Origin of the sequence: Streptomyces sp. NPDC047525, assembly GCF_040643025.1 — a bacterium.
In the GTDB taxonomy this organism is placed as follows: Bacteria; Actinomycetota; Actinomycetes; order Streptomycetales; family Streptomycetaceae; genus Streptomyces; species Streptomyces durmitorensis.
In genome coordinates, this window is sequence record NZ_JBEYTL010000005.1 from 289,765 (window position 1) to 309,233 (window position 19,469).

General features: G+C 69.2%; 16 protein-coding genes and 1 tRNA gene. 13 read left to right on the forward strand and 4 right to left on the reverse strand.

What is annotated here, in order from left to right; all coding sequences use genetic code 11:
• Positions 1-51: 51 nt before the first annotated feature.
• Positions 52-1,674: a beta-N-acetylhexosaminidase gene (locus ABZ833_RS16755; protein ID WP_361046901.1), complete on the reverse strand. Its 1,623-nt coding sequence runs from the start codon at positions 1,672-1,674 to the stop codon at positions 52-54.
• A gap of 130 nt (positions 1,675-1,804) precedes the next feature.
• Here ABZ833_RS16755 and ABZ833_RS16760 point away from each other — a divergent pair, with 130 nt between their 5' ends.
• From ABZ833_RS16760 to glmS, 3 genes are all read left to right on the forward strand, one after another.
• On the forward strand, positions 1,805-2,695 hold the full coding sequence (locus ABZ833_RS16760) for a DUF4429 domain-containing protein (RefSeq protein WP_361046904.1): 891 nt from the start codon (positions 1,805-1,807) through the stop codon (positions 2,693-2,695).
• A gap of 87 nt (positions 2,696-2,782) precedes the next feature.
• Positions 2,783-3,040, forward strand: coding sequence for a hypothetical protein (locus tag ABZ833_RS16765; RefSeq protein WP_249589789.1), 258 nt, complete (start codon positions 2,783-2,785; stop codon positions 3,038-3,040).
• Between the two features lie 10 nt (positions 3,041-3,050).
• The gene (gene glmS / locus ABZ833_RS16770) at positions 3,051-4,868 is read left to right on the forward strand and encodes a glutamine--fructose-6-phosphate transaminase (isomerizing) (protein ID WP_361046907.1); all 1,818 of its coding nucleotides are present in this window, start codon (positions 3,051-3,053) and stop codon (positions 4,866-4,868) included.
• A 121-nt stretch (positions 4,869-4,989) separates the two neighbouring features.
• Here glmS and ABZ833_RS16775 read toward each other — a convergent pair whose 3' ends face one another.
• Both ABZ833_RS16775 and ABZ833_RS16780 read right to left on the reverse strand, forming a co-directional pair.
• Positions 4,990-5,559, reverse strand: coding sequence for a GPR1/FUN34/YaaH family transporter (locus tag ABZ833_RS16775; RefSeq protein ID WP_361046909.1), 570 nt, complete (start codon positions 5,557-5,559; stop codon positions 4,990-4,992).
• A 153-nt stretch (positions 5,560-5,712) separates the two neighbouring features.
• Positions 5,713-6,237 carry a universal stress protein gene (locus ABZ833_RS16780; RefSeq protein ID WP_135333169.1) on the reverse strand — a complete coding sequence of 175 codons (525 nt, stop codon included), beginning with the start codon at positions 6,235-6,237 and terminating at the stop codon, positions 5,713-5,715.
• A 408-nt stretch (positions 6,238-6,645) separates the two neighbouring features.
• On the opposite strand from ABZ833_RS16780, the gene ABZ833_RS16785 reads away from it, so the two are divergent.
• From ABZ833_RS16785 to ABZ833_RS16800, 4 genes are all read left to right on the forward strand, one after another.
• A complete protein-coding gene (locus tag ABZ833_RS16785; protein WP_361046912.1) occupies positions 6,646-7,059 on the forward strand; it encodes a hypothetical protein in 414 nt (137 codons plus the stop codon).
• A 450-nt stretch (positions 7,060-7,509) separates the two neighbouring features.
• Positions 7,510-8,745, forward strand: a complete 1,236-nt coding sequence (locus tag ABZ833_RS16790; RefSeq protein WP_361046915.1) for a helix-turn-helix domain-containing protein — start codon at positions 7,510-7,512, stop codon at positions 8,743-8,745.
• A 10-nt stretch (positions 8,746-8,755) separates the two neighbouring features.
• Positions 8,756-9,358 (forward strand): oligoribonuclease, encoded by a 603-nt coding sequence (orn, locus tag ABZ833_RS16795; protein ID WP_249589784.1) that lies wholly within the window; start codon positions 8,756-8,758, stop codon positions 9,356-9,358.
• 111 nt (positions 9,359-9,469) lie between these two features.
• Positions 9,470-9,542: transfer RNA gene (locus tag ABZ833_RS16800), tRNA-His, on the forward strand.
• Between the two features lie 242 nt (positions 9,543-9,784).
• Here the strand turns inward: ABZ833_RS16800 and ABZ833_RS16805 are convergent.
• A complete protein-coding gene (locus ABZ833_RS16805; RefSeq protein ID WP_361046918.1) occupies positions 9,785-10,840 on the reverse strand; it encodes a LacI family DNA-binding transcriptional regulator in 1,056 nt (351 codons plus the stop codon).
• 337 nt (positions 10,841-11,177) lie between these two features.
• On the opposite strand from ABZ833_RS16805, the gene ABZ833_RS16810 reads away from it, so the two are divergent.
• From ABZ833_RS16810 to aspT (ABZ833_RS16835), 6 genes are all read left to right on the forward strand, one after another.
• The gene (locus tag ABZ833_RS16810) at positions 11,178-12,491 is read left to right on the forward strand and encodes an extracellular solute-binding protein (protein ID WP_361046921.1); all 1,314 of its coding nucleotides are present in this window, start codon (positions 11,178-11,180) and stop codon (positions 12,489-12,491) included.
• Positions 12,492-12,496: 5 nt separating this feature from the next.
• Entirely contained in the window at positions 12,497-13,501 is a 1,005-nt protein-coding gene (locus tag ABZ833_RS16815) for a sugar ABC transporter permease (RefSeq protein ID WP_249589781.1), read from the forward strand.
• Positions 13,502-13,512: 11 nt separating this feature from the next.
• The gene (locus ABZ833_RS16820; protein ID WP_361047503.1) at positions 13,513-14,397 is read left to right on the forward strand and encodes a carbohydrate ABC transporter permease; all 885 of its coding nucleotides are present in this window, start codon (positions 13,513-13,515) and stop codon (positions 14,395-14,397) included.
• Between the two features lie 123 nt (positions 14,398-14,520).
• A complete protein-coding gene (locus tag ABZ833_RS16825) occupies positions 14,521-15,942 on the forward strand; it encodes a GH1 family beta-glucosidase (protein WP_361046925.1) in 1,422 nt (473 codons plus the stop codon).
• 102 nt (positions 15,943-16,044) lie between these two features.
• Positions 16,045-17,724: an aspartate-alanine antiporter gene (gene aspT, locus ABZ833_RS16830; protein ID WP_361046928.1), complete on the forward strand. Its 1,680-nt coding sequence runs from the start codon at positions 16,045-16,047 to the stop codon at positions 17,722-17,724.
• Positions 17,725-17,747: 23 nt separating this feature from the next.
• Complete coding sequence (aspT, locus tag ABZ833_RS16835) at positions 17,748-19,451, forward strand: aspartate-alanine antiporter (RefSeq protein ID WP_361046931.1); 1,704 nt, start codon at positions 17,748-17,750, stop codon at positions 19,449-19,451.
• Positions 19,452-19,469 lie beyond the last annotated feature (18 nt).

Below are 19,469 nucleotides of genomic sequence, written 5' to 3' on the forward strand. Positions count from 1 at the left end.
CGGGAGACGGTCCTCCCGAGCCCCACCTTCGTATGCGTGCTCAGCCGTGCACTACTTCGACGGCCAGGGCACCTCAGGCGACTTGTAGTAGCCGATGCCCAACGCGTCCCAGCGCGGGCCCTGTTCGGCGAGCCGCGTCTTGTACGTGTCCCAGTCGTGCGTCGACGCGGGCGACCAGCCGAGCTCGGCGATGCCGGGCAGGCGCGGGAACGCCATGTACTCGATGTGCGCGGAGGTCGAGAGCGTCTCCGACCACAGCTCCGCCTCGACACCCTGGACCGAGTCCGCGGGCGCGCCCGCCAGATACGTCCCCGGGTCCCAGTCGTAGCTGCGCTGCACCGAGACGTAGCCCGCCCAGGACAGGCCGAGCGGGGTGTCCTTGTCGTACTTCATGTCGAGGTAGGAGCGGTCGGCAGGCGAGAGGACCAGCTTGGTGCCCTTCTTCGCCGCGTTCACGACCTGCTCGCGCTCGGCGGCGCTGGTGGCGTCGTAGCCCCAGTACTGCGCGAGAGCGCCCTTGGCGGGCGTGGCGCCGGTCAGCTGGTGCCAGCCGATCACGGTCTTGCCGTACTTGGCGACCACCGGCTGCACCTTGTTCATGAACGCCACATAGTCCTCGTGGCTGGTGGAGTGCGCCTCGTCACCGCCGATGTGGATGTACTTGCCGGGCGTCATGGCGGCGATCTCGCGGATGACGTCGTCCACGAAGTCGTACGTGATGTCCTTCTTCACGCACAGCGAGCTGAAGCCGACCTCGGTGCCGGTGTAGAGCGGGGGCGCGACGCCGTCGCAGTTCAGGTCGGCGTACGAGGCGAGCGCGGCGTTCGTGTGGCCCGGCATGTCGATCTCGGGGATCACCTCGAGCTGCCGCGATGCCGCGTACTGGACGATGTCCTTGTACTGGGCCTTGGTGTAGTAGCCGCCCTTGCCGCCGCCGACCTGCGTGGAGCCGCCGTACGTGGCGAGCTTGGGCCAGGAGTCGATGGCGATGCGCCAGCCCTGGTCGTCGCTCAGGTGCAGGTGCAGCTTGTTGACCTTGTAGAGCGACATCTGGTCGATGTAGCGCTTGACCTTGTCGACCGAGAAGAAGTGGCGCGACACGTCGAGCATGGCGCCGCGGTGCTCGTAGCGGGGCGAGTCCTTGATGGTGCCGCCCGCGACCAGCCAGGGGCCCTTCTGCTTGCTCGTCTTCTCGGCGGCCGCGGGCAGTTGCTGCCGCAGCGTCTGGACGCCGTAGAAGAGCCCTGCTGCCTTGCGGGCCGTGATGGTGACGGAACCGCGCTTCGACTCCAGGCGGTAGCCCTCGCTGCCCAGGGACTTGTCCTTGGAGTCAAGACGCAGCCGGATGCCGTCACGGCCCTCGTCGTCGGTGACCTTCAGGGCGTAGCCGGTGGAGGGGCGCAGGACGCCCGCCAGATAGCTGCCGATCCTGTGCGCGTCGCGCGAGTCGTCGACCCGGATGCGGGTCTTGGAGTTGATCTCGTACGGGGATCCGCCCGGGACGGCGGACGCGGGGGCCGGGATCACCCGGCCGAGCGGGGTCGGGGTGGTGGCCGTGGCTGCCTCCTTGGCTCCGCCGGCGCCGCCCGGCACTGCGGCCACGGACGAGAGTCCGGCCGCGGCCACGAGCAGCAACGAACCGAACAGGCGGGTCGATCTGTGGTGCTGTCTCACGAGCGGGTCCCTTCGACGGGCCATCACTGTGGTGCATCTCAATCGAACGCTCACCATGGGACCCTCGCACCCCGTGGCGGGTCAAGGGTGTAGACCACTTCGGCCGCCCGCCGATGGAAGAATCGCCCCCATGGCGGAAATCATCCAGCGCGACGGAACCTGGACCTTCGACGGAGAGACGCTGCGCCTTGTGCCGGGACGCGACAAGAACGTGTCTCTGCTGCGCAAGTCGCTGGGGGAACTGGCCGTGCCGCTGGGCGCGTTGGCCGGAATCGCCTTCGAGCAGGGCAAGAAGTCGGGGCGGCTGAGGCTGCGGCTGCGGGACGGCGCGGATCCGTTGCTGCAGGCCGCCGGGGGCAAGCTCGGGGACGCCGCGGATCCGTACCAACTGACGGTGGAGTCGGACCGCTACGGGGTGGCGGAGTACGTCGTGGACGAGGTCCGCAACGCACTCCTCATCGAGCAGGTGCCGGCCGCTTCCTGCGACAGCTATCTGCTGCCGGGCCCTTCGGTGCCGCTCTCGGTGTCGGCGGGGGACGGCACGGCGAGCTTCGACGGCGAGCACATCCGCCTGGAGTGGAACTGGAAGACGGAGGAGGCGAAGTCCGCGTCCGGTACGCGGTCGCTGGCGCTCGCGGATGTGGCCGCGGTGGAGTGGCAGCCCGCCGTGGGCCTGGAGAACGGCTACCTCCGCTTCACCGTGCGGCACTCCCCCACCAAGGCCCCTCCGAAGTACGACCCGAACTCGGTCGAGCTGTGGGGGTTCAAGAAGGATCCGCTGATGGCGCTGGTCGCTGCCGCTGTGCAGGTGCGGTTGCCTCATCCGGCGGAGGCGCCGGGCCTCGCGGAGTCCCCGCGGGCTCCGGGCCCCCTGCCTGCGGCTGTCGCGCCCGCCCCGGCGGAGGACGATCACGACGCCTTGCTGCGGCGGCTGCGGGAGCTCGGGGAGCTTCACCAGTCCGGGATACTCACCGATGAGGAGTTCGCCGCCGCCAAGCAGGCCGTACTGAAGCGACTCTAGGCTCATCGGGGCCGGTTTTCGCCACGCCCCTGCCCGATTCCGGGCAGGATTGTTGCACGCAGAGGGCTATTCCTCCAGGATCAACGAATGCACGACGACCTGGTGGACCACCTGACCCGCAGCACCCCGCTCCAGCGGGGCGAAGCTCTGCGGGTCATCCAGGACGTGCTCGCCTACTTCGACGAGACGACCGAGGAATTCGTCCGTCGCCGCCACCGCGAACTGCAAGGTCAGGGCCTGCTGAACGCGGCGATCTTCGAACAGATCTCGGCGGATCTCCATTACCGCGCGGTCGCGCCGCCCGAACTCACCCTTCGGCAGCTGCGCCGCATCATCTACGGCTAGGACACCCTCTATGTGTGGAATCGTCGGTTATATCGGCAAGCGTGACGTCGCCCCGCTGCTCCTCGAAGGCCTCCAGCGCCTGGAGTACCGCGGCTACGACTCCGCGGGCGTCGTCATCACCAGCCCCAAGGCCACGGGCCTGAAGATGGTCAAGGCGAAGGGCCGCGTCCGCGACCTGGAGGCCAAGGTGCCCGCCCGCTTCAAGGGCACCACCGGCATCGCCCACACCCGCTGGGCCACCCACGGCGCCCCGTCCGACGAGAACGCGCACCCGCACATGTCGGGCGACAACAAGGTCGCCGTCGTCCACAACGGCATCATCGACAACGCGTCCGAGCTGCGCGCCAAGCTCACCGCCGACGGCATCGAGTTCCTCTCCGAGACGGACACCGAGGTCCTCACCCACCTCATCGCCCGCGCCCAGGCCGACACCCTGGAGGAGAAGGTCCGCGAGGCCCTGCGCCACGTCGAGGGCACGTACGGCATCGCCGTCCTGCACGCCGACTTCAACGACCGCATCGTCGTCGCCCGCAACGGCTCGCCCGTCGTCCTCGGCATCGGCGAGAAGGAGATGTTCGTCGCCTCGGACGTCGCCGCGCTCGTCTCGCACACCCGCCAGGTCGTCACCCTCGACGACGGCGAGATGGCCACCCTCAAGGCCGACGACTACCGCACCTACACGACCGAGGGCTCGCGCACGACCGCCTCGCCGACCACCGTGGAGTGGGAGGCCGAGTCGTACGACATGGGCGGCCACGACACGTACATGCACAAGGAGATCTTCGAGCAGCCCGACGCCGTGGACCGCGTCCTGCGCGGCCGCATCGACGACCGCTTCTCCACCGTGCACCTCGGCGGCCTGAACCTCGACGCGCACGACGCCCGCAAGGTGCGCCGCGTCAAGATCCTCGGCTGCGGCACCTCGTACCACGCGGGCATGATCGGCGCCCAGATGATCGAGGAGCTGGCCCGCATCCCCGCGGACGCGGAGCCGGCGTCCGAGTTCCGCTACCGCAACGCGGTCGTGGACCCCGACACCCTCTACATCGCCGTCTCCCAGTCCGGCGAGACGTACGACGTGCTGGCCGCCGTCCAGGAGCTGAAGCGCAAGGGCGCCCGCGTCCTGGGCGTCGTGAACGTCGTCGGCTCCGCCATCGCCCGTGAGGCGGACGCGGGCGTGTACGTCCACGCGGGCCCCGAGGTCTGCGTCGTGTCGACCAAGTGCTTCACGAACACCACGGTCGCCTTCGGCCTGCTCGCCCTGCACCTGGGCCGCATCCGTGACCTGTCGGTCTCCGACGGCAAGCGGATCATCGAGGGCCTGCGCAAGCTGCCCGGCCAGATCTCGGAGATCCTCAAGCAGGAGGACGAGATCAAGAAGATCGCCAGGGAGTACGCGGAGGCCCGCTCGATGCTCTTCATCGGGCGCGTGCGCGGCTACCCCGTGGCCCGTGAGGCCTCCCTGAAGCTCAAGGAGGTCTCGTACATCCACGCCGAGGCCTACCCCGCCTCCGAGCTCAAGCACGGCCCGCTCGCGCTCATCGAGCCCGCGCTTCCGACGGTCGCGATCGTCCCGGACGACGACCTCCTGGAGAAGAACCGCGCCGCCCTGGAGGAGATCAAGGCCCGCAGCGGCAAGATCCTCGCGGTCGCGCACCAGGAGCAGGAGAAGGCCGACCAGACCATCCTGGTCCCGAAGAACGAGAACGAGCTGGACCCGATCCTGATGGGCATCCCGCTCCAACTCCTCGCCTACCACACGGCGTTGGCCCTGGGCCGCGACATCGACAAGCCGCGCAACCTCGCCAAGTCGGTGACGGTGGAGTAGAGGCACCCCCCGTAAGGGGCGCGGAGCAGACAAACGGAACGGGCCCCATGCGTGCCACCAAGCGCAGGGGGCCCGTTCCCAGAAGGGCCGGGGGCGCCCATTCCCCCGACCCGCGCCTGCCTCAGCCGGTGGCCGTCACTCCCCGGCCGGCAGGGCGCCCGGGGAGGGCCGTGGGCCAGTGGGCCAGGGCTGCCGTGGCTCCGTACCAGGCGAGCAGGCCCGCGACCGCGGCGAACCAGCCGCCCGCCTTCGCGAGCCCGGCGCTGTCGCCGAACAGCGCGACGGCGATCAGGACGAGGGACACGAAGAGCAGTCCGTACGTCCCCCGCGCGAGCGCACTGCCGCCGGACGCCCCCAGGGCGAGGCTGAGCGTGACGAGCGCGAACAGGAGCAGGAAGAGACCCGCCGCGTTGGCCGAGACCTGCGCATCGGCCGAGACGCCCCAGGTGAACCAGAGCGCGCCGAGCGCGGTGAACGCCGTGCCGGTGAACGCGTCGCTGTCGCGGAACGCGAAGAGACCGGCGACGAACAGGGCGACGCCTCCCAGATACGTCGCGAGGGTGACGGCATCCGCCGCCGTCACTCCGTCGATCACTTCGGTGTGACCGATCCCGAAGGCCAACAGCGTGAGCCCCAGGGCGAGATGGCCGAGAGTCGAGGTGGTGCTTCCCGCAGAGACTTCTTTGTCCACGGCGGGCTCCCTTCATGTGCGGTGTGCAGTTGTTGCGCCACCAGTACGTACCCTTCACAAGGGCACAAACCACCTCTACGCGCGAGTAGATTTATCTACACGGGAAGGAAGTTGACTCCGGAACGCCCTCATCCCACCTGGGACGAAGGGGCGTTACGGAATGACGACGACGGGGCGTTGCGCACGGCGCGCGAGCCGGCCCGCGACCGAGCCGAAGATGCGCCCCACGATCCCGTGCGTCGACCCGACGACGATCGCGTCCGCCGAGTACTCCCTGCCGACCTCTTCGAGTTCGTGGCAGATGTCGCCGCCGCGCTCGACGAGGATCCAGGGCACTTCGGCCAGATAGTCCGCACAGGCAAGCTCGAGGCCGAGCACTTCCGTGCGGTGGTCCGGCACGTCGACGAAGACCGGGGGCTCGCAGCCCGCCCACACCGTGGTGGGGAGTCTGTTGGCGACGTGCACGATGATCAGGCCGGAGCCCGAGCGATGGGCCATCCCGATCGCGTACGAGAGAGCGCGCTCACTCGAGGTCGAGCCGTCGAAACCGACGACGACCCCGTGCCGGAAGGCCGGATCGCAGGAATGACGTGGTTCTTCCGCCGCCTGGGGGGTCGCCGTGGGATCGGCGACCTGCCGCTTGCGGTCCGCTGGTTCGGAGAATTCGTGACCGGCCATGGGTGTCTCGGCGAAGGAGTCCTCTGTGGGAGGGTCGGTTTTGTTCGGGTCGTACGGCGCAGTATGGAGCAGAACGGACAGGATCGGGCAGGGACGAGGAGGAGCGGCGACCACCGGAGCTGTGTCCGGGAATCATCTTCCCAACCCCATACCCCCAAGGGTACGGCGACACTCCTCTCCTGCCCAGAGCTTGTTTCCGGCCCTGCGGGAGCCTCACGGCGTTCACCGGAGCATGCATGAGCAGCGCCCGTATGGCAATGGTTGCTGCCCCGTACAGGCGGTTTGGGCACCCACCCGCGTGGGCTGCGATCGGCCACACGGTTCACGCCAGTGACCGGCCGAGCGACCACGCGTTGAACTTCGGTACGCCACCGCCACAGGGAGCCCGCCGTGCCTGGACCGCCGTCCGTGTCCTCACAAGTCACGACGTCCTCACGAGTCACGACGCAGAGCCGCCGACGCCCACCGCAGGGGGCGCACGAGCGCCCGCGCGGCGGTGTCCCGGCACCGCGCGCCGAGGAGACGCCGCCCGCCCCCGCGCAGGACTCGGCGAGCGATGTCGTCCGCTGGGCCGCGTTCAGCTGCGTCCTGGTTCCCGTCGTCCTCGTGGGGTACGGGACATCGCTGGCGGGAGCCGCGGGGTCGGCCCTCGGACTCGTGGCCGTCACCGGGGTCTGCCGGCTGCTCCTGCGGCAGTCCGAGCGGGGCGCGGCGCGGCTGGTCGAGGAGCAGAGCCGCGAGCGCCGCGGGCGGCACGGAAGGACGGGCGCGGGGGCGCACCGGGGCGGTCGGCATGCTGGTGGGTCAGCGCCGGAGGACTGACCGATTCGCGCGCACTCCACCGTGTCTTTTCAGCCAACTTCCTATGGCCATGCATTCCTTGGCCGAAGGGGTACTCAACCCCGGTCCCACCAGGGCTGAAAGGCATGCGGAGGCCGCCTGAACCCTACGGGGACCGGCCACGGAGCTGAGGCGCACTTCCCAGCAACGCCCGTGAGTGCAACGCTTCGTGATCGACTGCTTCACGCCAAGTTGCCATGTCGACATAGTGCCGGGTCCTTAACTGGTCACCCCGGCGGCACGGGACGCAGTAGATTCGATCATGACTGTATTACGGCGGGGGACTGGTGGAGGACCGAGGGGAAACGTGCAGGAGCGACAGGTCCGACAGGAACGCCAAGAGCGCCGGGAACACAGAGACCGCAGAAAACACAGAGAAATCAGGCCTGGCCAAGCACAGGGAGCCGCGACGACCGAGGGGGGCTTAGCACCATGAGCCACGACTCCACTGCCGTGCAAGAAGCCGCGTCGCGGAAGCTTTCCGGACGCCGCCGCAGGGAGATTGTCGCGGTGCTGCTGTTCAGCGGTGGCCCCATCTTCGAGAGCTCCATACCGCTCTCCGTGTTCGGGATCGATCGGCAGGACGCCGGGGTCCCCCGTTACCGGTTGCTGGTGTGCGCCGGTGAAGATGGTCCGCTGCGTACGACCGGGGGGCTCGAACTCACCGCGCCACATGGCCTGGAGGCCATAGGGCGTGCGGGCACCGTCGTGGTGCCGGCCTGGCGGTCGATCACATCACCGCCGCCGCCGGAGGCACTCGACGCGCTGCGCCGCGCGCACGAAGAGGGTGCCCGCATCGTGGGCCTGTGCACCGGGGCGTTCGTGCTCGCGGCCGCCGGCCTGCTGGACGGCCGTCCGGCGACCACGCACTGGATGTACGCACCGACGCTGGCCAAGCGGTATCCGTCCGTCCATGTGGACCCGCGTGAGCTGTTCGTGGACGACGGCGACGTGCTCACGAGCGCGGGGACCGCGGCCGGAATTGATCTGTGCCTGCACATCGTGCGCACCGACCACGGCAACGAGGCGGCGGGCGCGCTCGCCCGCAGGCTCGTCGTGCCTCCGCGCAGGGCCGGCGGCCAGGAGCGCTATCTCGACAGGTCTTTACCGGAGGAGATCGGCGCCGACCCGCTCGCCGAGGTCGTCGCCTGGGCCCTGGAACATCTCCACGAGCAGTTCGACGTGGAGACCCTGGCCGCGCGCGCCTACATGAGCAGGCGGACCTTCGACCGCAGGTTCCGCTCGCTCACCGGGAGCGCTCCCCTGCAGTGGCTGATCACTCAGCGCGTACTGCAGGCGCAGCGTCTGCTCGAGACCTCCGACTACTCCGTCGACGAGGTCGCGGGCCGTTGCGGCTTCCGCTCGCCCGTGGCCCTGCGCGGCCACTTCCGCCGTCAGCTGGGTTCCTCGCCCGCTGCCTACCGGGCCGCTTACCGCGCCCGCAGGCCGCAGGGGGGTGAGCGGGCCATGCTGGAATCCGCGGCGCCCGTTCCCAGCACGCCGACGGTGAACACGGAGAGCGGCCCTGTTCCGTCCCAGACACGGCGTACGGCTGCCGCGAGCGCCTTCGGCCCGTCGGCGTCGCTGTCCGCGGATCCGGGAAAGCCGAGCTCGGATGTGTACGCGCCAGGCCGTCCGCCACTGCCCGGCCAGAGGAGCGCGCCGTAGGGTAAGACGCATGAACGATCGCATGGTGTGGATCGACTGCGAGATGACCGGGCTCTCGCTGACGGATGACGCACTTATCGAGGTGGCCGCACTGGTCACCGACTCGGAACTGAACGTGCTCGGCGAAGGTGTGGACATCGTGATCCGCCCGCCGGACGCGGCGCTGGAGACCATGCCCGAGGTGGTGCGCAAAATGCACACCACCTCGGGGCTCCTCGACGAACTGGCCTCGGGCACGACCCTGGCCGACGCCGAGGAGCAGGTCCTGGCGTACGTACGTGAGCACGTCAAGGAGCCGCGCAAGGCTCCGCTCTGCGGGAACTCGGTCGGCACCGACCGCGGCTTCCTGCTGCGCGACATGCGGACACTGGAGGAGTTTCTCCACTACCGCATCGTCGACGTCTCCTCCATCAAGGAACTCGCCCGGCGGTGGTACCCCCGGGCGTACTTCAACAGCCCGGACAAGAACGGCAACCACCGGGCGCTTGCCGACATCCGCGAGTCCATCGCCGAGCTGCGCTACTACCGCGAGGCGGTCTTCGTGCCGCAGCCCGGACCGGACTCGGACACCGCGAAAACCATCGCGGCGAAGTACGTGCTGCCTGCGGAGTAGCCTCCGCGGAACCCTTCTGTACGGGGTCCGGAAAACGCGTGCGCGAGCACCCCTTCGGACCCTGTACACTTTTTCTCGGCCGGTCGGAAGAAAGAAAAACGACCGGACATGGTGGGTGTAGCTCAGTTGGTAGAGCACCTGGTTGTGGTCCAGGTGGCCGCGGGTTCAAGTCCCGTCACTCACCCTGAATGAAGAAGGCCCGATCCGCGAAAGCGGATCGGGCCTTCTTCATGTTCGCGACGGTTCGGCTTTCACGCTCTCACACGGGGCGCGAACGCCGCCCTCATGGTCTGCCCGCGCACACCCTTCCCTCTCGCGCGGGGCAGGTGCAGAGTGCGTGTGGCGCTTCGTGCGGCCCGTGTCGGTACGGGACGCCGGGGCGCAAGGGCCGTCGGTTGCCTCCCGCGTCGGCGGCCCGCAGAAGCCTCAGGACGACTCCCGCTCCACCAGTTCCGTCGGCAGCACCAGTTGGCGGTGTTCGAGGCGCCGGGCGGATGCCGGGCGGTCGTCCGCGATCTCGGCGAGCAGCAGGTCGATCATCGCCCGGCCCATCTCCTCGATCGGCTGGCGCACGCTCGTCAGCGGCGGGTCCATGTGCCGGGCGATGGCCGAGTCGTCGAAGCCGACGAGGGCCACGTCGTCGGGTATCCGGCGCCCGGCCTCCCGGAGGACCTGGCGCGCGCCCGCGGCCATCACGTCCGAACCCGCGAACACCGCGTCGATGCCGGGGCAGGCCTCCAGAAGCTCCGCCATCGCCCGGCGGCCACCCTCCTCCGTGAAGTCGCCGGGCGCGATCAGGCGCTCGTCCGCGGGGCGGCCCGCGTCCGACAGTGCGGCGCGGTAGCCGTCCAGGCGGCGCTGGGCGCCGTAGACGTCCAGGCGGCCGGTGATGGTGGCTATGGACGTGCGGCCGCGCGCCAGGAGGTGCTCCACCGCCGAGTGCGCGCCCGCGAAGTTGTCGGAGTCCACCGAGGGCAGCGCCTCGTCGGCCGAGCGGCGGCCGCTGATCACCGCGGGGATCTCCAGCTGGGCGAGGAGGTCCGGCAAGGGGTCGTCGGCGTGGACGGAGACCAGTAGGACCCCGTCGACGCGGTGGGCCGCCAGGTACTGCGCCAGGCGCTGACGCCTGCGGTCGTTCCCGGCGAAGATCAGCAGGAGCTGCATCTCCGTCTCGCCGAGCTCCGCCCCGACACCGCGCAGGACGTCGGAGAAGTACGGCTCGGCGAAGAAGCGGGTCTCGGGCTCGGGCACGACCAGGGCGATGGCGTCCGTGCGGTTGGCGGCCAGGGCACGGGCCGCCGTGTTCGGGACGTAACCGAGCTCCGCGACGGCGGCCTCGACGGCCGTCCTGGTCGCCTCGCTCACCCGCGGCGAGCCGTTGATCACCCGGGAGACCGTCCCGCGGCCCACCCCTGCCCTCGCGGCGACCTCCTCCAGGGTCGGTCGCCCGCCACTGCGGCTGCGCGCACCGTGAGCTGCCATTGTCCGCCTCCCGTCGCACTTCCCCCGGCGAGGAATGTAGAGGAATGTAACAGCCTGATCATCACCGGGCGGCTGGGCCGAACGCGCGAGCACCCTCACGGCGCCCCGAGTGTCGGCCCGAGTAACAGCCCGATAACTGAAGACATATCTCTATGTCCGGTCCCTTGACACCCCCGCCCCCAGCCACGACTCTTCAACTCATCACTTGTGGGAGCGCTCCCACACTACCTGACACGTACACAACCCGCACGTTCCCCGCCCGAGCCGAAGAGTCAAACAACGGGGCAAGAAGCGCAGTTGGCCGGGGGGTCGGCACGTCAGGCAACAGGAGGACGCAATGAGCACGAGTTCCCGCCGACCACACCGTCTGGTGGCTTTCGCGGCCGTGGCCGCGCTGGCCACGAGCCTGCTGGCCGGTTGTTCCAGCGACGACGACAGCGGCTCGGAGGGCGGTGACGGCAAGGTCACGCTCAATGTGGGCACGTTCGGCGTCCTTGGCCTGAAGCAGGCAGGTCTCTACGCCGAGTACGAGAAGTCGCACCCGAACATCAAGATCAAAGAGAACGTCATCGAGCGGAACGACGCCTACTACCCGAAGCTCCTGACCCAGCTCCAGTCGGGCGCCGGCGTGAACGACGTCGCGGCCATAGAGGTCAGCAACATCACCGAGGTCGTGCAGACCCAGGGCGCCAAGTTCGAGGACCTGAGCAAGGCGGAGGGCGTGGACAAGGCCACGTATCTCGACTGGAAGTGGAAGCAGGCCACGACCGACGACGGCAAGACGGTCGGCCTCGGCGTCGACATCGGCCCGACGGCGCTCTGTTACCGCAAGGACCTCTTCAAGAAGGCCGGTCTGCCCACCGACCGCGAGGAGCTCGCCAAGGAGTGGGCCGGCGACTGGGACAAGTACGTCGCGCTCGGCGAGAAGTACATGAAGAAGGCCCCCGGCGAGACCAAGTTCGTCGACTCCGCCTCCAGTGTCTACAACGCCGTCTTCGCCGGTGCGAAGGAGCGGTACTACGACAAGGGCGGCAAGGAGATCTACGAGGACAGCCAGGGCCGCAAGGACGCCTGGGACGCGGCGATGAAGGTCGCGAAGGGCGACATGTCGTCCAAGCTCAAGCAGTTCGACCCGACGTGGGACCAGGGCTTCGCCAACGCCAAGTTCGCCACCGTGGCCTGCCCCGCGTGGATGGCCGGCTACATCCAGGAGAAGACGGGCCCCGAGGGCAAGGGCCAGTGGGACATGGCCAAGGCGCCCACGGACGGCAACTGGGGCGGCACGTTCCTCGGTGTGCCGAGCGCGGGCAAGCACAAGAAGGAGGCGACCGAGCTCGCCGTCTGGCTGACCCAGCCCGAGCAGCTCGCGAAGGTCTTCGCCAAGCAGGCCAGCTTCCCGTCCACCCCGTCGGCGTACGACACGCTGAAGCCGTCGCCGGCCACCAAGGCGTACTTCAATGACGCGCCCATCACGCAGATCTTCGCCGACATCGCGGAGAACACCCCGGCGGCCGTCTACGGCGTCAAGGACGCCCAGATCGGCCAGTCCATCACGGACATCGGTGTCCTCCAGGTGGAGCAACAGGGCAAGTCTCCGGCGCAGGGCTGGAAGGCCGCCCAGGAGGAGATCAAGGATGTTCTGGGACAGTGACGCGCATGTCCGAGACCGCTGAGTACGCCGAGACCGCGTCCCCCGGTGAGGGGGACGCGGCCCCGGCCGCGTCCGGGAGCCGCAAAGGCTCCCCCACGTCCTCGTGGCGCAGTCGCCTGTACCGCTGGGACATAAAGGCGTCGCCGTACGTCTTCGTCGCCCCGTTCTTCCTCTTCTTCGGCGCCTTCGGCCTGTTCCCGCTGCTCTACACCGGCTGGGCATCGCTGCACCGCCTGGAGCTGACCAACCTCGACGACAGCACCTGGCTCGGCCTGGAGAACTACACCAACCTGCTGCAGAGCGACTACTTCTGGAACGCGCTCGGCAACACCTTCACCATCGGCATCATCTCCACCGTCCCCCAGCTCGCCGTCGCGCTCGGCATCGCGCATCTGCTCAACTACAAGCTGCGCGGCTCCACCCTGTGGCGCGTGGCGATGCTCGCTCCGTACGCCACCTCGGTGGCGAGCGCGTCGCTGGTCTTCACGCTGCTGTTCGCCTGGGACGGCGGCATGGTCAACTGGGTGATCGGGTCCGTCGGCATCGACCCCGTCAACTGGCGTGAATCGTCCTGGGGTTCGCAGTTCGCGGTGTCGTCGATCGTCATCTGGCGGTGGACCGGCTACAACGCGCTGATCTATCTGGCGGCGATGCAGGCCGTGCCGCACGACCTGTACGAGTCGGCCTCGCTCGACGGCGCATCGCGCTGGCAGCAGTTCCGGCACGTGACGATCCCGATGCTGCGTCCGACGATCCTGTTCACGGTCGTCGTCTCGACCATCGGGGCGACCCAACTCTTCGGTGAGCCGCTGCTGTTCGGCGGCACGGCCGGGTCCAAGGGCGGCGCGGACCACCAGTTCCAGACGCTGGGTCTCTATCTGTACGACCAGGGCTGGATCAACGGCCATCTGGGGCGCGCCTCGGCCGTCGCCTGGCTGATGCTCGTGATCCTGCTGCTCATCGCCGCGGTCAATCTGCTGATCGCCCGACGTCTGAGGAAGGCCCAATGAAGTCCGGCACCATGGCCCCCGAGGACCGGCGTCCCGTGGCCCCCAAGGCCGGGCGTCCCCTGGGTCTGAAGGCCGGCCGCACGATGCACGCGGGGCCCGTGACCTACGTCGTCCTCGCGCTGTTCACGGCCGTCTCGCTCGCGCCGCTGATCTGGACGGCGATCGCGGCCTCGCGCACGAGCGGGCGGCTCGCCCAGACCCCGCCGCCGCTGTGGTTCGGCGGCAATCTGTTCAAGAACCTCGAACGGGCGTGGACCGAGGCGAGCCTGGGCGACGCGATGCTCAACACCACGATCGTGGCGGGCAGCATCACGATCGGCACGGTCCTGTTCTCCACGATCGCCGGATTCGCCTTCGCCAAGCTGAAGTTCAAGTTCAGCGGGCTGCTGCTCCTGCTGACCATCGGCACGATGATGGTGCCGCCGCAGCTCAGCGTCGTACCGCTGTATCTGTGGATCGCGGACCTGCAGTGGACCAACCAGCTCCAGGCGGTGATCCTGCCGACGTTCGTGAGCGCCTTCGGGGTGTTCTTCATGCGGCAGTACCTCCTCCAGGCGCTGCCGAGCGAGCTCATCGAGGCGGCCCGGATGGACGGGGCCAGCAGCCTGCGGATCATCTGGCACGTGGTGTTCCCGGCGGCGCGGCCCGCGATGGCGGTCCTCGGTCTCCTTACGTTCGTCATGGCCTGGAACGACTTCCTCTGGCCGATCATCGCGCTGAACCAGTCGAACCCCACCGTGCAGGTGGCGCTCAACTCGCTCGGCACGGGCTACATCCCGGACCGGGCGGTGATCATGGCGGGCGCCCTGCTCGGCACGCTGCCGCTGCTCCTGGCGTTCATCATCTTCGGCAAGCAGATCGTGAGCGGCATCATGCAGGGCGCGGTCAAGGGCTGAGCCCCCCTTCCGCCTGCCGTACTTCTCTCCCGCCAGGGCCGAGCCGCCGCCACCTCGGCCCTGGTGACCCGCCCCACCCTCGCTCTTCCCTGTCCTCTTCCCTCCTCCCATGGGAGCGCTTCCATGCCTGAATCCCTCACCTTTCCGGCCGACTTCCTCTGGGGCGCGGCCACGTCCGCGTACCAGATCGAGGGCGCCGTACGCGAAGACGGCCGCACCCCCTCCATCTGGGACACCTTCAGCCACACGCCCGGCAGGACGGCCGACGGCGACACCGGTGACGTGGCCGTCGAGCACTACCACCGCTACCGCGACGACGTGGCGCTCATGGCGGACCTCGGTCTGAACGCCTACCGGTTCTCCGTCTCCTGGTCGCGGGTGCAGCCCACCGGACGCGGCCCCGCCGTCCAGCGAGGCCTCGACTTCTACCGGCGGCTCGTCGACGAGCTGCTCGGCAAGGGCATCAAGCCCGCCCTGACCCTCTACCACTGGGACCTGCCGCAGGAGTTGGAGGACGCGGGCGGCTGGCCCGCGCGGGAGACCGCCTACCGGTTCGCCGAGTACGCGGGCTTCGTCGCCGAGGCGCTCGGTGACCGCGTCGAGTCGTGGATCACGCTCAACGAGCCGTGGTGCAGCGCCTTTCTGGGCTACGGCTCCGGCGTGCACGCCCCCGGCCGCACCGACCCGGCGGCCGCGCTGCAGGCGGCGCACCACCTCAACCTCGCGCACGGCCTGGGCACACAGGCGCTGCGCGCGGCTCTCCCGGCCCGTGCCCGCGTTGCGGTGAGCCTCAACTCCTCGGTGGTCAGGGCGGTTTCGGAGAGCCCCGCGGACCTGGACGCCCGCCGCCGCATCGACAACCTCGCCAACGGCGTCTTCCACGGCCCGATGCTGCACGGCGCCTATCCCGCGGACCTGCTCACCGACACGGCCCGGGTCACCGACTGGTCCTTCGTGCAGGACGGCGACCTGGCCGCGGCCCACCAGCCGCTGGACGCCCTCGGCCTGAACTACTACACGCCCGCGCTGGTCTCGGCCGCGCACGACGACCCGGGCAGCGCGCGCGCCGACGGGCACGGCGCGAGCGAGCACTCCCCGTGGCCGGGCTCCGACGACGTGGCCTTCCACCAGACGCCGGGCGACCGCACCGAGATGGGCTGGACCATCGACCCGACGGGGCTGCACGAGCTGATCATGCGCTACACCCGGGAGGCGCCCGGCCTTCCGCTGTACGTCACCGAGAACGGCGCGGCCTACGACGACAAGCCCGACGCGGAAGGCCGCGTCCACGACCCGGAGCGCATCGCCTACCTCCACGGCCACCTGGCCGCCGTGCGCCGGGCCATCACGGACGGGGCCGACGTCCGCGGCTACTACCTCTGGTCCCTGATGGACAACTTCGAATGGTCGTACGGCTACAGCAAGCGCTTCGGCGCGGTGTACGTCGACTACGAGACGCAGGCCCGCGTCCCCAAGTCCAGCGCCCACTGGTACGCGGCGGTCGCGGCCGCCGGTGAGCTGCCGCTGGAGGGCGCCGTGGGCTGACCCCGCGGGAAACGGACCAGGAGCCGAGTGGCACCCCGGCACTCGGCTCCTTAGGTTTCCCGTATGCCACATATCGTCATAGATCAGGCACGGTGAGCGCCGGTGGGCGTACTCCGTGATCACCCCGAGTTCGCGCTGTTCATCTGCCTCGCCCTGGGCTACCTGGTGGGCAAGGTACGCGTCGGCCCCATCACCCTGGGCGGCATCTGCGGCACGCTGATCGTCTCGCTGCTGCTCGGCGCCTGGGCCAAGGTCGTCGTCTCCGACGACGTCAAGACGATCTTCTTCGCGCTCTTCATCTTCGCCCTCGGCTATCTCGCGGGCCCCCAGTTCTTCTCCAACCTCAACCGCGAGAGCCTGCGCTTCTTCGCGCTCTGCGGGATCGAGCTCGTCTGTGTCCTCGGCATCGCGCTCGGCCTCGCCAAGGCCTTCGACCTGGACGTCGGCACCGCGTCGGGCATCCTGGCGGGCGCGGCCACCGAGTCGGCCGTCGTCGGTACGGCGACCGAGGCCATCGGCAAGCTGGACGGGCTCACCCCGGACCAGATCACCCAGTACCAGGGGCACGTCGCCACCGCGTACACGGTCTGCTACCTCTTCGGCCTGATCACCATCGTGCTCTACACCAGCCAGATCATGCCGATGATGCTGCGCATCAACCTGCGGGACGCCTCGCGCGAGCTGTGGGAGAAGATGCGCGGCGCGGGCGGCGGCCTGGAGTCCGACGAGCGCCAGGCCCTGCCCGGCATGGTCGGCCGCACCTATCTGGTGACCACGGGCGACGGCAGGACCGTCGGCGACCTGGAGTCCGAGCTCGACGGCCGGGTCACCGTCGAGGCCGTCAAACGCGGCAGCAAGCTGCTCACGCCCGCGCCCGGCCTCGCGCTCACCCTCTCCGACCTGGTCCTCGTGGTCGGCCGCCGCGCCAACGTCATCGAGTCCGGGCACCTCATCGGCCCCGAGACCCCCGGCATCCCCGGCGTCGACACCCCGCTCGCCACCGCCCAGGTCGCCGTCACCGAGAAGGCGTCGGACGGCCTGAGCGTGGACGAGCTGCAGCGCGCGCATCCCGAGTTCATCAAGGACGGCGTGTACGTCACCGACGTACTGCGCGGTGATCAGCACCTGCCCGCGGCCGGCGGCACCACCGTGCGCCGCGGTGACGTGCTCACCCTGGTGGGCGCACGCTCCGGCCTGAACAAGCTGGTCGCCAGGATCGGCGCGGTCGTCAAGAACGACGCCACCGACTTCATCTACCTGGGCCTCGGCATCGCGGCGGGATCCCTGCTCGGCCAGGTCGTCGTGCACTTCGGCGACGTGCCGATGTCGCTCGGCACGGGCGGCGGCTGTCTGATCTCCGGGCTGCTCTTCGGCTGGTTCCGCTCCCGCAAGCAGACCTTCGGGGCGTTCCCGCCGCAGGCCGCCAACACCCTCAAGGACATGGGCCTGGCGATCTTCATCGCCTGTACGGGGCTCGTCTCGGGACCGCAGGCCTGGCCGCTGCTCAAGGAGTACGGGGCGCTGCTCCCGTTCGCCGGGATCGCGATGGTCCTCGTGCCCGCGACGATCTCGCTCGTCGTCGGCCGCAAGCTCCTGAAGATCGAGAAACCGCTCCTGATCGGCGCCATCGCGGGACAGCAGTGCTCGACCCCGGCCATCACCTCCGTCACCCAGGTGGCCCAGAGCTCGGTCCCGCTGCTCGGCTACACGATCACCTACGCGCTCTCGAACTTCCTGCTCCCCCTGACCGGGCCGATCCTCGTCGGCGTACTCGGCGCCTGAGACGGCGCACCGGAGGGTAGAAAATGATCGACTTCCTCAACCGGAACATCTTCCAGCCCCACCCCGAGCTGCTCGTCTTCATCACCGTGGCCATCGGATTCCTCTTCGGGAAGCTGCGCTACAAGGCCATCGGGCTCGGCGCGGTCACCGGCTGTCTCATCGCGGGTCTGCTGCTCGGGGCGCAGTTCAAGGTCGAGATCGACGGGACGGTGAAGAACCTCTTCTTCACGATGTTCCTCTTCGCCCTCGGCTACAAGGTCGGCCCGCAGTTCTTCCGGGGCCTGAAGAAGGACGGCCTTCCGCAGGTCCTCAACGCCGTCGTGGTCTGTGTGACAGGACTGCTCGTCTGCTGGGGCTTCGCCGCGATGCTCGGCTACGGCCCCGGGCTCTCGGCGGGACTGCTCGGCGGGGCGCTCACGCAGTCCGCCGTCATCGGTGTCGCGGGCGACGCGATCTCCAATCTGCCGGGGCTCAGCTCCGCGCAGGTCAAGAGCGAGTCGAACCTGGTCGCCATCGGGTACGCGGTGACGTACCCGCTGGGCACGATCCTCTGCGCGATGCTGCTCGCCAACGTCCTGCCCAAGCTCTACCGGCGCGACCTGGCCGCCGAATCGGCCGCCCTGGCCAAGGAGTTGGATGCCCCCGGCGACAACCCGGACCTGGCCGAGGGCTACTACGAGGTCGTCCTGCGCGCCTACACCCTCCAGCGCCCCGACCTCGCGGGGCGCACCATCGAGGACTTCGAGAACCAGCAGCGCGAGCTGGGCCGCCGGGTCTACATCACGCGCGTACGCAGGGAAGGGAACATCCTCGACCACGACCAGCAGACCGCCCTGCGCGAAGGGGACGTCCTCGCGCTGAGCGCACTGCGCGGTTCGCTCGTCGAGTTCGATCCCCGCACGCACATCGGCTCCGAGACCGACGACGTCGAACTCCTCGGCTACCAGACCGAGTCACTGCACGTCGTCGCCTCCGAGAAGGCCCAACTCGGCAAGAGCATCGGTGACTTGCGCCGTGAGCCGTTCATGGTCGGTGTGTACGTGTCCAAGCTGTACCGCTCGGGCGCCGAGTTCCCCTACCGGCTCTCCACGAAGCTGGAGCGCGGCGACACCCTGATCCTCACCGGGCCCAAGCGCCTGGTGGACCCGGCGGGCAAGGAGCTCGGCAAGCCCGTGCCGACGTCCTTCGCCACCGACATGCTCTGGGTGGGCCTCGGCATCTTCCTCGGCGGCTGCATCGGCATCCCGGCGCTGACCGCGGGCGGCGTGCCGATCTCGCTCTCCACGTCCGGCGGCGCGCTCATCATGGGCCTGGTCTTCGGGTGGATCCGCGGCAAGTACCCGACGTACGGGAACGTGCCGCCGGGCGCCCAGTGGTTCATGGACACCCTCGGGCTCTGCCTCTTCGTCGCGGTCGTCGGCATCAACGCCGGGCCGAGCTTCACCTCGGGCCTGTCGACGGCGGGCTGGGGCCTGCTCCTGTTCGGCGCGATCGCCACGCTGATCCCGCTGATCGTCGGCTTCCTCTTCGGGCACTACGTCCAGAAGATCCGCTTCCCGATCCTGATGGGCGTGCTCGCGGGCGGCCAGACCACCACCGCGGCGATCGGCGCGATCAACGAAACGTCCCGGTCCCAGATCCCGACGCTCGGCTACACGATCCCCTACGCCGTCGGAAACGTGCTCCTGACCATCTGGGGCGCAGTCATCGTCCTGCTCCACCACTGATGCCACAGATGCCCCCGC